At 65.8% G+C, this 12,186-nt stretch carries 12 protein-coding genes; 6 read left to right on the plus strand and 6 right to left on the minus strand.

Annotated features, from left to right (window positions below):
* Positions 1-153: 153 nt before the first annotated feature.
* Genes ACO1BU_RS33255 through ACO1BU_RS33265 form a run of 3 tightly spaced genes read right to left on the minus strand, consistent with a single transcriptional unit; the run spans position 154 to position 2,072 of the window.
* Positions 154-804: a hypothetical protein gene (locus tag ACO1BU_RS33255; protein ID WP_424140219.1), complete on the minus strand. Its 651-nt coding sequence runs from the start codon at positions 802-804 to the stop codon at positions 154-156.
* Positions 801-1,607 carry a hypothetical protein gene (locus ACO1BU_RS33260; RefSeq protein ID WP_424140220.1) on the minus strand — a complete coding sequence of 269 codons (807 nt, stop codon included), beginning with the start codon at positions 1,605-1,607 and terminating at the stop codon, positions 801-803. Before ACO1BU_RS33260 ends, ACO1BU_RS33255 begins: the two co-directional genes overlap by 4 nt.
* 9 nt (positions 1,608-1,616) lie before the next feature.
* Complete coding sequence (locus ACO1BU_RS33265) at positions 1,617-2,072, minus strand: hypothetical protein (protein WP_424140221.1); 456 nt, start codon at positions 2,070-2,072, stop codon at positions 1,617-1,619.
* A 323-nt stretch (positions 2,073-2,395) separates the two neighbouring features.
* Here ACO1BU_RS33265 and ACO1BU_RS33270 point away from each other — a divergent pair, with 323 nt between their 5' ends.
* From ACO1BU_RS33270 to ACO1BU_RS33295, 6 genes are all read left to right on the plus strand, one after another.
* Entirely contained in the window at positions 2,396-2,722 is a 327-nt protein-coding gene (locus ACO1BU_RS33270; RefSeq protein WP_424140222.1) for a hypothetical protein, read from the plus strand.
* On the plus strand, positions 2,719-5,874 hold the full coding sequence (gene mobF, locus ACO1BU_RS33275) for a MobF family relaxase (protein WP_424140223.1): 3,156 nt from the start codon (positions 2,719-2,721) through the stop codon (positions 5,872-5,874). Before ACO1BU_RS33270 ends, mobF begins: the two co-directional genes overlap by 4 nt.
* Before the next feature lie 124 nt (positions 5,875-5,998).
* Positions 5,999-6,565 carry a hypothetical protein gene (locus tag ACO1BU_RS33280; protein WP_424140224.1) on the plus strand — a complete coding sequence of 189 codons (567 nt, stop codon included), beginning with the start codon at positions 5,999-6,001 and terminating at the stop codon, positions 6,563-6,565.
* 374 nt (positions 6,566-6,939) lie between these two features.
* On the plus strand, positions 6,940-7,335 hold the full coding sequence (locus tag ACO1BU_RS33285; protein ID WP_424140225.1) for an MbcA/ParS/Xre antitoxin family protein: 396 nt from the start codon (positions 6,940-6,942) through the stop codon (positions 7,333-7,335).
* 5 nt (positions 7,336-7,340) lie between these two features.
* Complete coding sequence (locus ACO1BU_RS33290) at positions 7,341-8,006, plus strand: RES family NAD+ phosphorylase (protein WP_424140229.1); 666 nt, start codon at positions 7,341-7,343, stop codon at positions 8,004-8,006.
* A 356-nt stretch (positions 8,007-8,362) separates the two neighbouring features.
* The gene (locus ACO1BU_RS33295; protein ID WP_424140226.1) at positions 8,363-9,166 is read left to right on the plus strand and encodes a site-specific integrase; all 804 of its coding nucleotides are present in this window, start codon (positions 8,363-8,365) and stop codon (positions 9,164-9,166) included.
* A gap of 405 nt (positions 9,167-9,571) precedes the next feature.
* Here ACO1BU_RS33295 and ACO1BU_RS33300 read toward each other — a convergent pair whose 3' ends face one another.
* The 3 genes from ACO1BU_RS33300 to ACO1BU_RS33310 all read right to left on the minus strand — a co-directional run.
* Positions 9,572-10,804, minus strand: a complete 1,233-nt coding sequence (locus ACO1BU_RS33300) for an IS701 family transposase (RefSeq protein ID WP_424140230.1) — start codon at positions 10,802-10,804, stop codon at positions 9,572-9,574.
* Positions 10,805-11,009: 205 nt separating this feature from the next.
* On the minus strand, positions 11,010-11,798 hold the full coding sequence (locus ACO1BU_RS33305; RefSeq protein WP_424140227.1) for an ImmA/IrrE family metallo-endopeptidase: 789 nt from the start codon (positions 11,796-11,798) through the stop codon (positions 11,010-11,012).
* 119 nt (positions 11,799-11,917) lie between these two features.
* On the minus strand, positions 11,918-12,186 hold a 269-nt coding region (locus ACO1BU_RS33310; RefSeq protein ID WP_424140228.1), incomplete at its 5' end, for a hypothetical protein.

A 12,186-nucleotide genomic window follows, 5' to 3' on the forward strand; every position in this document is an offset into this window, starting at 1 on the left:
CGTGGTCGTCCAGATCGAGGGCGCCAGCTACCGTCTCCGCCAGCACGCCGATCTCGTCCCCGAGCACATCCGCTCCAAGGCTCTGATCCACCCACCCGCAACCGCCAACCCTCCAAGCCGTCGGGGGGCGGCCACCCAAAGCAGAGGCACAGGTCACCCCATAGGGCAGAACCAAAACCACCAAAGTGAGGAATTTTCAAAGCCCACATGTGAGGAAGATCCAACGCCCGTTGACAAGTACCGCTCGCCATCCGCAGCTGCGAGCGGGTTCTCGACGCAGTGAGCCAACGCCGTTGTTGCCGACCAGTCCTGCCAGGCCCGGCCGGCGTAGCCGCCCAGCAGCAGGCAGACGGCCGCGAGCCCGACCATCCCGTAGCGGCGCCACTCCATGCTCTTGTTGTAGCGCTTCTCCCGGATGACCACCGCGTCACGGATCTCCTCCAGGATCTTCGGGGTCAGGTCCTGAAGCGTCTTGAGCGTCAGCTTCTCGGCCTCGACCTGCGCCCTGGTCAGCACCGCCTGCGCCTCGTGCATCTGGTGCGCCGCCGCCTCGCTGACGGTGCGGAGCTTCGCGACCTCCGCATCCAGTACGGCCTGCGTGCCCTCGACTGTGGCTGTGACCGCTTCCGCCTGCCTCTCCGTCAGGTCCGCGAGCCCGGTCACTGCCCGTCGCATCGTCGCCACCCAGATCCCGAGCGGCTCACTTGGGGCGAGGCCCATCCGCCAAGCAGCCTGCTCCATATCCTCGGCCGCAGCCCGTAGATCATCCGCCGCCACTGACGTGGGGGTCAGGTCGCCGCTCATGGCAGCCACTCCGCGGCCTTGATGCGCTCGAACTCGCCCCGGATCTTGTCGATCCACTGCCTGACCATAAATTGCCGCAACGGGCCGAGTGGCTTTCCCGAAGGACCCACCCTGCCGGCGGCAGCGTCGATGAAGCTCAGACCCGCTTCCCGCACTTCCTCCATGCAAGGCAGCCGAGGAAGGAAAATCGGCCGCACACCGGCATCGGTCATCTCGGCGTAGCCGGGCTGAGACATGATCCGATTGAAAGCTCCGTGCGGCGTACGGCCCTGAGGGACCAAATACTCGTTGAATATCAAGACCGAGCGCCGGGGCCGGAAGTATCCCGCTCGCCATATCGCCAGGACGTGCTCGAAGTCGTCCAACTCCGGGCCCGCGAAGAACAGCCCGAGGGGATGGGCACCCAGCGCCTCGCAGAACTCCACGAGCGCCAGATCGTGTCCATATTCCTGCATGACCCGGTCGCCGCCGCCGAGGTCGATGACAATGGAGGACTGGAGACTCAGCGCCTCCTCGATGCTGTTCGTCAGCCACTGTTTCACATCTGGGGTCTCATCTGTGGGGGGCTGAGTAGCCCCACCGTCCGAACCGGGCGGGTAGAGCCCGGCCAGCGTCGGGTTACGCCTGTCGCCATCGGCGACGAGCACCGGGCGGCCTTCCGCGCGCCCGATCTGGACCAGCAGATCCAGGAATGTACTACCGCCTGCCCGGCCGCGACCGTGGCGCATGGCCACGGTGATGCCCCGTGCCTTGCTTGCCTCGGCCGGTTCAGGCCGGGCCGACTTCTTACTCATCTCGTTCATTCTGTGCCCTCACTTTCGTCCGCTACGTTTCGCGATGACCTCTGCGAGACCGGCCCTCAGCTGTTCCGGGGTAATGTCGTCCGAGGCGCCACCTCCATGGCTATCCGGCGGGCGTGCGAATGGAGACGCCTCTTTTGCAGCCGACGAACCAGCCGCCGGCGGGCGCTCCACGACGGGTGGGCGCCAGCCGGCCGGGGCGTGACCTGGCCCGCGCTTCGCGGCCGTGCCGGTTCGGCGCTGCCGTTCGCTCTCCGCGATGTCTCGGCACACGCGCGCCCACACGCGGGCTGCTGACTTCGCGTTGGGCGGCTCGCCGCGAGAGCCGACGACGCCGTCGCGGATCATGTCTTCCACCACGACGGCCCAGCCCGCTTCGGTCTCCTGAAAGGCCGCCGTGAGGTGGCGGTATTCCTTGCGCAGCCATCGGTAAACTTGGCCACGACCCTTGAAAGGCCGCTTGCGCATGCTCCTAACCACGCGGGGCACTTTGTCAGCTGTCATGGATCCAGCTTGCCGGGCAACCGTGCGAACGGGATCGCGCTGACGCGCTTTTTTCTCCATCGTGGTACCATCCCGGCATCACGAGGTCACCATCCAGGCACCATGTCGGCACCATCAGGGGACCATAGAAAAGGTGTTTCCATACACCATTGCACCTAAGGTGCGGGGTGCGCGGTCCTGCGCACGGTCCCTGCACGGTTCCTGTCGCCATTCGCATCGCCTCCGCGCCCTTCTTATCGCCGTTCGCACGGGCCGGAGCGACGCTGCTGCCAGACGCAGGAGGCAGCATGCCTGACCAACAAGACCCACAAGCGGTGCGAACTGAGACATCCGATCAGGACGTCGCGGCGGTCCTCGCCCTGCAATCGACCCTGCTGCGGCTGCTGTTGGAGCGCCTGGACCAGGTGGTCCAGCTGCTCACGCCCAAGCCGAGCGAGGGGCCGACCCTCGATGAGCTGCTCGCCGGGCTCGTGAGCCTGATCAGCGATCAGGCGGTTCTGCTCAAGCGCATCGACGCGCGCACGGACCTGCTGGTGCAGCAACAACTCTACCCCGGAGACACCCGGCCCGGCCTGAATGGAGCCGGTGCGAACGGTACGAGCAGCCGGGGATGATGACCTTCCGAAAGCTGGCTGCCTCTAGCGCCGGCAAGCTCATCCGGGCCTACTTCACCGAGAACACCCCGGAGCCAATCCACGACCCCGCCACCACGCCGGGCCAGCATCTCGACCCCGGCGGCCGTCTGACCGCCTATTATACTGGCCGGGACAGCCGGGCGACCTGGCGGCCCGACATGCCCCAGGCAGTGGCCAAGGTGCTCGGCATCGACCCCTCCCGGATGCCTAGGGACGCCCAGCTTGATCGCCTCTTCGAGGCCAAGCGCGCGGACAACGGGGAGGCCTGGTCGAGCCAGGAGCGCAAGATCAGCGCCTACGACCTGACCATGGCTTCTCACAAATCCGTGACACTGGCAGCCGAGTTCGCGGGGACGCCGGCCGAGAGCGCGGCCATCTGGCACGCCATCGACAAGGCCAACGACGCCACGATGCGCTACGTCGCCCGCGAGCTCGGCTGGGCCCGCAAGGGCAAGGGTGGCGAAGAGGGGGCCGACCCGGGTGCGGTCGCCTGGGTCAGCTTCCGCCACCACACGGCCCGGCCGACCCTCCCGGTACAGGACGGACCGGGCGGGGCGACTTATCTCGCCACGGTGCCGACCGACGGCGACCCGCACGCCCACATCCACAACGCCCTGTTCAATGTCGTGGTGACCGATGACGGCCGGGTGGGCTCGCTCGATACGCAGCAGCTCCATTCCCGCGTCCACGAGTTTGGAGCCTACTTCCAGGCCAGGCTCGCCGAGCAGCTGCGCCGGTTGGGCGCCCGGACCAGCTACGACAGAGATCAGCAAGCGGTCGTGCTGGATGCCATCCCGGAGCGGGCCAACGACCTGTTCAGCAAGGGCCGCAAGCAGGTCCTCCGCAGCGCCCGCGCCTACGCCAAGCGGCAGGGCCTCGAGTGGGACCAGATCTCGGCCGAGGGCAAGCTCAAGATCCTGTCCGTCACCGGCCTCGCCTCCCGCCAAGAGAAGCACGGCAACAAGAACGACCGGGAGATCTGGCGCGAGCAGGCCGAGGATATCGGCTGGCACCACAAGACCGTCATGCACGAGGTGGAGCACCCCAAGCTGACCGATGCCGAGCGGTTCGACCGGGCCTACCAGTTCGCTGCGCGGCACCTGGCCAAGGAGTTCCAGACTGCGGCCGTGATCGACTATGACAAGCTGCGGATGTACGCCGCCCGGGGGCTGATCGGCACCGGCATCGCAGGCGGGCCGGACGACATCGACCGCGTGGTGGCGCTGATCGAGGCCCGCGGGATCGAGCTGCGGGGCGAGCACGTGGCCCTGGTGGTCGGGCACTCGGGCGAGAAGGTCCGGGTCACCAACACCGCCCAGATCCGGATCGAGCAGGCGCTGGCGTGGCATGGCCGGCGCGCTGCGGGTGACCGGGCTGGTGCTCTCCCGGCTGCGGCGATCAAGGCTGCCGTGGACGCCTCCGGCCTCGACTTCACCAGTAAGCCCGAGCACGCCCGGGCGCAGCTGGCAGCGATCTATGCCATGGGGCAGGGGGGTGCCCTGACCGTGCTGACCGGCGTGGCCGGGGCCGGCAAGACCACGCTGATGAAGCCGCTCGTCGCGGCCTGGAGGGCGGACACCCGCTTCGACCCTGGCGGCCGGGAGGTGGTGGGCGTGGCTACTGCTTGGCGTCAGGCCGACGCGCTGAAGGAGGCCGGGGTCGAGACGACCCTGGCCATGCACCCGCTGCTCGCGGCCATCCGCTCGGGCGAGTTCCAGCCGACCCGGAACACCGTGCTGCTGATCGACGAGATCAGCCAAGTGGGCCCGCGCGCCATGCTCGAGCTCCTGGAACTGCAGGCCCGCACCGGGTTCACCATCAAGGCCCTGGGCGACCGGGAGCAGGTGCAGGCGATCGAGGCCGGGGACTCCATCGAGCTGCTGCGTCGCGCGCTGCCCAAGTCCGAGATGCCGGAGCTGCTCAGCACCGTTCGGCAGCGTGACCAGGAGGACCGGCGCATCGTCGGACTGTTCCGGGAAAGCCAGAACAGGAATAAGAGCCGGGCGGCCGAGGCTCTAGAACTCAAGCGGGCACGCAATGCGGAGTCCGTCCAGATGCTCGGCGGCGACCGCGACCAGGTGGTCGAGCAGATCGCCGACTTCTACATGCGCCGCCGCGATGCCCTGACCGCCGCCGGCTCGAAGCGCGGCATCACCATCTCGGCCCTGACCAACGAGGACGCGATGGACATCAGCCGCGCCATCCGCGAGCGGATGCGCCAGCGGGGTGAGCTCGGGGCCGACGAGGTGGTCTACAAGGCCGTCGACCAGCGAGGCGAGCAGTACGAGCTGCCGGTCGCGGCCGGCGACCGGGTCCGGCTCTTCGCCAAGACCTGGGCGAAGATCGACGGCAAGAGCGGCTGGATCGGCAGCAATGGCGACATCGTTGAGGTGGTCGGGCACACCGCGGAAGCGCTGGTCCTCCGCAACAAGGAGGGCCGGGTTGGTGCGGTGGAGTGGCGGCGCCTGGCGGACGCCGAGACCGGGCGCCTGAAGCTCGGCTTCGGGCATGCCATGACCATCGACGCGGCCCAGGGCATCACGTCGGACGAGCACATCAACGCCCTCCCGCGCGGGTCAGCCGGCATAACCGCGTTCAAGGCTTATGTCGCCGAGAGCCGGGCGACCGGCACGACCTGGACCATGGTGTCGGAGGCCGCAACCCTCGAGGCGGTCAAGGGCCGCCGGGCACTCGGGGATGCGCGGCCGATCACCCATCACGACCTCTGGGAGCGGGTGGCCGAGGACATGGCGGCCAAGCGCTACAAGGCGCTCGGCATCGACCTGCTGCAGGGCGCGCGCGAGGGCCGGGAAATGGCGGTCGACGCCTTCATCGCCCAGAGCCACCGCTTTCAGACCCTGCGGGCCGAGGACCGCAATATCGGCCGGGAGGTCCGGCAGCGGCTGCAGGCCGAAGCCGTGCGGGCCAGCCTGCCCCGGCACATCGCGGCACTCGACGAGGCGTTGCGGCGCAACCTCGCCACGGCTGGGCCGCGTGCGGCCGAGGACCACCTGCGGCACCTGCGCGTTGAGGCCGAGGTCGCCCGCCGCAAGCTGGAAGGGGTGCCTCCAGCCCCGCAGCCTCAGCCAGCGCCGCGCCCGCGCAGTTCGTCGCCCTTGGCGAGTATGTGAGAGCCACACAGAGCGGCCACTCGCTTTGCACATTATCCTGCAAGGTCTTTTATATCAATGACTTGTTCTTGAGTTCTTGTCTTGTTCGCCGTAGAATCCATTTCACACTTCAGAGGAGCCGATCATGCGCATCGAACTGCTGCCGGGACTGACCAATGTCATCCGCTTCCCGGTCGAGCGTCGGGCCCGGCCGACGCTGGATCTGCTGCGTGAGATCGCGCCCGACCCTCGCGAGGTGGGCAACGTGGCTGAGGCGTTCGGCCTCAATTACCCGGTCGTGGGTCTTCGCGACGCGGCGGACGCGGGCACGGCCGAGTCCATCCGTGAGCATGTGCCGAGCGAGCCCGGCGAGGTGCGCCAGGCGGCCCTGCAGCGTGTGCTGGAGCCGCTGCTCACCCATGCGGTCGCGGCCTGCCGTGACGCCCATGACGCTGCCGTCGCAGCCGGCGAGGCCCTGCAGCAGCTGGCCCACGCCCAGACCGAGGGTGGTTTCAGGACCGAGGCACTTGGCCAGCGGGCGGATGAGCTGAGCGCGCGCGCGGCCGAACTGCTGGTGCAGGCGCATCTCTGCACCGAAGAGGCCGAGGGCGCGGCGAGGGCGGTGCGAATTGCCGAGCGCGGCGAGACCTGGACGCCGGTCGACCGTGACGCCGAGTTCGCCGAGGCGTTCGGGCTGGCGCACTTGGCCTGAGAGGTTGAGCGGCGTCGGCGGCTGCTCAGAACGCGGATGGGTCAGCAGCAAACCTCGTGGCGCCGACCTCACCCGAACCTCGCTTGCTCGGGATACCCACCTGCAAAAGGGCGGCGTCGCCTGAGTGTCGGTGTGCCCCGATAGCGCGACTGAGGAAAAGCCTGATGGTGAGGGGCTTCAAATTCCTTGACGTTGTCCTGATTTGGCCATAGTCCACAAGGAGGCAGAAGGGGCCACCCATGACGAGTGTCCAAAGCGCTGCACGCCGGCCTATCGGATCTGGGCCCGTCCGCCTGGACCGGAACCGCTTTGCACCTGAGACTCGGCGTCGCCTGAGCGCTCCCGGCCTCCGAACCTTCCTTGCAATCGCGGATTTGTGGGCCCTCGATGAAACTCAACGGCTCCTGATACTAGGGTATCCGCCGCGCTCGACCTTCCATAAGTGGGCCAAGACTGTCCGGGAGCATGGCGAAATCACCCTCGATGCTGATGTGCTGACCCGAATTTCCGCAGTGCTGGGCATCCACCAGGCCCTTGGTGTGCTGTATGCCAGTGAGCGTGAAGGAATAGAGTGGCTTCGGACTCCACATGGAGCGACGGTCTTCGGCGGCAGGCCTCCGCTTGACTTGATGACCAGCGGTACCCAGGACGGGCTGCTTACGGTTCGCCGGTTCCTCGATGCGGCCCGCGGCGGTATCTACATGGAACCGATCGAAGCCCTTGATCGGAATTTCCGTCCTTACACCGACGAGGATCTGGTTATCTCTTGAGCGATATGTATTCGGGGGCTCCGGAACCGACCTTTCGCCTGATTCCCTCAAAGTTCCCGCCCATTGGGCTTTTCGATACCGTGGCAACGGCGGCAGACGCCGAAGCCGTCATGGAACTCGCCGGGTGGACCAACGACCGTCTCGTTGAAGAGAGGCTACGCCGGTTGCCAGAGGACGAATGGGTCTACGGCCGGCCAAATTCCAGTGTTGTCATGGCGACCTTTCTGCACGTTCCGCCCACCGGCTCGCGTTTCAATGGCCCGGATCTGGGCGCCTGGTATGCCGCGGCTGCCTTACGGACAGCCGCCATTGAGGTGGCGCACCATCTCCGACGGGAAGCGATTGCTACCGACGCCTCTATGTTGGAACGGGCCTTCCGAACCTATACGGCCGAACTCGCCGGGAACTATCTGGACCTTCGGGGGCAGCAGACGGCGCGGCCGGATATCTATGCCGAGGGCAGCTATGCGGCATCCCAATCTTTGGGAGAGCGCATTCGCGCCTCGGGAGGAGCTGGCATCATCTATGATAGCGTCAGGCATGCCGGAGGCACCAACATTGTGGCCCACCGTCCGCGCAACATCCTCCAGGTGACCCAGACCGATCACTGGCTGCTCACAGTGCAGGCAGCGTCGTCGCAGATTAGCTTGAAGAAGCTGAGCGGCCTCTGAAGTCGTAGGTCCTCTAGTTATGGACGACCTGGAGGGGGCTCACAGGTGAGCCCTTCCAACGCGGAATCCAGGATCTTGTGTGTGTGAGCTCGCGGAAGCCCGTCCAGATAATAACTTGCGAGAAGGACGATTATCGCAAGTTGACGGCCGGTCGGCCCAGCCTCTAGCCTCGCCCTATGAGCAACTCAAAAGGCAGAAGACAGGGTGGTTCGCCCAGTTCCGGCGCGGCTCGCAGTCGCGCCAAACGCCTGGCTGACCAATACCTCGTCGCGGCCGATGCGCAGTCGACGGTTCGTGCCTACACAGCGGACTGGACCCATTTTGCACAATGGTGTCAGGCGCGCGACGTCGGCTCCATGCCGGCCCGGCCCGAGCTGGTTGGCGAATACTTGGCCGAACTCGGCGAAGGATATGCCAGGGCGACCCTGCGGCGGAAAATTGCCGGTATCGCGCGTGCCCACCGGCTGGCGGGACACTCCCTGGATACCCGCCACGCGGCGATCCGGGATGTGCTCCGCGGCATTGGCCGCACGCATGGCGATCCGCCAAAGCGTGCTCAGGCGCTTGCCCTTGAGGAGATCCAGAAGCTCGTTGCGGTCTGCGAGGACGACGTCGCGGGCTTGCGGGATCGGGCGATGTTGCTGATCGGCTTCGCTGGTGCCCTGCGGCGTTCGGAAATCTGCGGGATCGAGGTCGGGCACCTGACCTGGAAGCCCCGGGCCGTGGAACTGCTGATTCCCCGATCCAAGACCGACAAGGAAGGCGAAGGCAGCCGCCTTGGTATTCCCATGGGTCGGAGCGCCGCGACCTGCCCGGTGCGGGCATTAAGGGCGTGGCTTGAGGCTGGAGGGATCGAAGGCGGTCCGGTCTTCCGAGCTGTCACGCGCCACGGCACTCTACGCTCTGGCGCACTCACCGGTGAGGCCGTGCGGTTGATTCTGCTGAAGCGGGCTCGCCAAGCCGGAATCAGGGCAACTCTGCTGGAGCCAGTGTCCCCGCACGGGCTGCGGGCCGGGTTCATTACCTCAGCCTATCGCAGTGGGGTGCCTGACGAGGAGATCATGGGCCACAGCCGCCATCGGAGCCTGACCACGATGCGGAGCTATGTGCGTCGCTCCAAGCTCAGCCACGCGAGCCCGGCGGGGAAAGTGGGATTGTAAGAAGAGGAACGGATGAGGAGCGCGCGCTTACCGGGCTGGAGAACCAAGGCCGAAGCTCCAGCATCGGCTTCGCGTCCCTCGGGACAGGCAGCGTTATCGCTCACCCGCTTGAGAGCGGACATTCGTCCGGCTCCTATGACCGATGCGGGTGGTTTGCAGAAGTTGGCTGGTTGTGCAGTACTATCTGGTGCACTTTCAAAAGCGGACATTCAGAGTTTATTATCCGTAGGGAGCAGCCGGCGGCCGGCAGCGTTTAGCCGGAAACTGTCCGTCCGCTTCCCTAGCATTACAGTTGCGATCTGCGTTGGATGTGGGCCTGTTGGGCAACGGCTTGGTGTGCTCGTCGCCAGAGTGACCAGGCGATGATGTGGGCGGGGCGGATTTTCCGTTGGGCGAGGCGGACCGCTATGCGGCGGACTTCCTGGATGGACCAGCGGATGAGCTCCCGCCCTTGCGACTCACGCTGGGTAAGGTTTGCTCGTCGGCGAGGTTTGCTTGGTGTCGGATCACCGCCATCATGGCGAAAGCCAGCATCACCAATGAGACGTGTCGATGCCAACCGTGCCAGGAACGCGTCTCGTTGTGGGTCAGGCCGAGTTCATTCTTGGCGGCCTCGAAGCTGTCCTCGATGGCCCAGCGATGCCCCTCGACAGCGACCAGCTTCTCGATTGGCGTGCCTGCCGGGCACCAGGTCGTGAAGTAGGCCAGCTCGCCATCAGCGATGTGGCGCCGGATGAGCAGACCTCGCGTCCACAGGCCCGATGTCTGCGGGCTGAATTCATCCGCGTCCAGGTCGGCCAGTTCGAGATAGGCCCAGTCGTGCAGCCGCTCGCCTTTGGTCCCCGGGCCCGCGGAAAGGCGCTGCCAGGAGGCGGGATCGAGATCCTTGGCAATGTCCTCAGCCGTCCCGGCAACCGCGGGCTTGCCGATCCAGGATCCGAAGTGGTGGGTGGCATTCACGCCCAGCACATAGCCCTTGCCCGCACGCCGCAGCGCCATCTCGATGTCGCCCACGCCGTAGACGCTGTCGGCCGCGACCCAACCAAAGGCGACCCCCGCGGTGATGGCGCGCCCGATCATGCCGAGGGCCATGGCAGGCTTGGTCGCAAAGACGGTGTCAGCAGGGACGTGGGCCGCCGCCATGCGGGCCGGGTCGTCTGTCCAGCGTTTGGGCAGATAGAGAGCGCGGTCGATGAAGGCATGCCCGTGCCGGGATACGAGTGCCGCGAACACACCGATCTGGCAGTTCGTGATCTTGCCCGCAGATCCGGTGTACTGCCGCCCAACACCACAGGATGACTTACCCTGCTTGAGAAAGCCGGTCTCGTCGATGACCATCACCGCGTCCTCGGTCGCGAAATGCTCGACCACGTACTCGCGCACGATGTCGCGCAGCGCATCAGCATCCCAGCGCGCACGGCCAAGAATGGCCTGCTGGCGCCACGGCCCAGGATCCCCTGCCGCCTCAGCGCGCATCCATCCCGTCTTGCGCCGCTCAGCCCCCAGCAGGCCGTCCAGGAACAGCCCGGCCGATGCCGCGACACGCGCCTGACTGAACAGCGGCCGGATCCGCGCCTTGGCCTCGCGCAAGGACGACGCCCACAGCTCCAGCACCGTCTCGATTGACGCGCCCGCCATCCACAAACCTCAGACCATGCTCACCCATGGACTCAGAGGTCGTCCGCAAATGCAACTGTAATGCTAGGCAATAGGTGGAACGTGGGCGTGGCTCTGACAGGTGATTTCGGAAGCTGCCGAGCTTAGTGGATCGTGGTAAGGATGAGTTAAAGCCGCTTTTCCATTCCCAACGGTGACACTTTGCTGGCTTGAACGCCCTGATTGCTCAACGCCAATGTCCTTCACGTTCCTCAAGCATCTCGTCATCCTTGATGCAGAGGATGGTTACTATTTCTCCGTCGGCGACCTTGAAGGACTGCTCCTGAACCTCGTACCGCTGGGCCTCTGGCCGATCGAACCACGCCTCGGCTCCGATTTTCCTGGGAAATGCCTGCTCAGCGCCGTGTCCGTGGAGCAGGTCGAACGCGAAGCTCTCTGCGTCCAGCTCTGAACGCGGAAACCAACGCGAGGGCACATCCGGTGACTTGGCAAACCACCTCCTACCGCGGAGCCCATGGCAGACGAGCATCGAAGGGCTGTGCCCTGCTTCCACTAGCCGGATAGCAGTGGCCGACAAGCTCGCGCCGAAACGACCAGCCAACTCCCGCAGCACCTTCACCGTGAGCTGAGGCTGGCGGCGCGCCAAGGGCGTCAGGAGGTAAGGAGGGAGCAGCAGGTCCGCAGCGAAGCGGTTTGCCGACCTCTCGACGTCCTGTGCCCCCCTTTTGTCTCCGATGTCCTCGCAGCGGCAGAGCAGGGTCTTGCCGCGGTGGAAGTGCCAATGCCCGAGTTCGTGGGCCACCGAGAACCGCTTCCGCTGCGGGATGGGACGTTCGTCGACAGTGATGATCGCCTTGTCGCCGACTCCGACGATGCGTGCCTCGCAGCCGTCCAGCTCCCGGTACTTCACCTTTACAACGCCCATTTGCCAAGCGATCGCGTCGAGGTCGATCTCCTCCGGCTCGGTGACCCCGAGGTATAGGAGCACCTTTTCGGCCGGTGAAAGCGCATTCAACGTTCTTTTCCTTCGTCCTCAAGGAGAGCATTAACAGGCTGCGGAAATTCGATTTTGGCGAGGCTTCTACGAAAATTTATTACGCTGCGTACGATTCGGGCACAGCAGTGTTGTGCACATCACGGTCTGTCCAATTCGGATTGTTCGTGTGGCTGGGCTGGAGCAGCGAATTTCCGCAGCCTGTTAAGTTCGGCGAAATCCTCCTCGACACCTTTCAGATCGCGTTCGGATTGTTTCCCGCCATTGCGCGCCGCCATCGTTAGCTTGCGGGCGTTGCCTGCGTCATTCGCCACGCGGCTCGCAAAGGCGCCTCCCTGCAGCTGTGGAATGCGCCCGCGAGGCGCTGTGGAACGATACTCGGCAGCCGCCGCCTTCGCGGCCGCCATCC

This window comes from Roseomonas chloroacetimidivorans (genome assembly GCF_049629625.1).
GTDB classification, from domain to species: Bacteria; Pseudomonadota; Alphaproteobacteria; order Acetobacterales; family Acetobacteraceae; genus Roseomonas; species Roseomonas chloroacetimidivorans.

Excerpts from the sequence above, each read along its gene's own strand:
- ACO1BU_RS33255 (WP_424140219.1), bottom strand. The coding sequence starts at position 804 with ATGAGCGGCGACCTGACCCCCACGTCAGTGGCGGCGGATGATCTACGG.
- ACO1BU_RS33260 (WP_424140220.1), bottom strand. The coding sequence starts at position 1,607 with ATGAACGAGATGAGTAAGAAGTCGGCCCGGCCTGAACCGGCCGAGGCA.
- ACO1BU_RS33265 (WP_424140221.1), bottom strand. The coding sequence starts at position 2,072 with ATGCGCAAGCGGCCTTTCAAGGGTCGTGGCCAAGTTTACCGATGGCTG.
- ACO1BU_RS33270 (WP_424140222.1), top strand. The coding sequence starts at position 2,396 with ATGCCTGACCAACAAGACCCACAAGCGGTGCGAACTGAGACATCCGAT.
- mobF (WP_424140223.1), top strand. The coding sequence starts at position 2,719 with ATGATGACCTTCCGAAAGCTGGCTGCCTCTAGCGCCGGCAAGCTCATC.
- ACO1BU_RS33280 (WP_424140224.1), top strand. The coding sequence starts at position 5,999 with ATGCGCATCGAACTGCTGCCGGGACTGACCAATGTCATCCGCTTCCCG.
- ACO1BU_RS33290 (WP_424140229.1), top strand. The coding sequence starts at position 7,341 with ATGTATTCGGGGGCTCCGGAACCGACCTTTCGCCTGATTCCCTCAAAG.
- ACO1BU_RS33295 (WP_424140226.1), top strand. The coding sequence starts at position 8,363 with ATGCCGGCCCGGCCCGAGCTGGTTGGCGAATACTTGGCCGAACTCGGC.
- ACO1BU_RS33300 (WP_424140230.1), bottom strand. The coding sequence starts at position 10,804 with ATGGCGGGCGCGTCAATCGAGACGGTGCTGGAGCTGTGGGCGTCGTCC.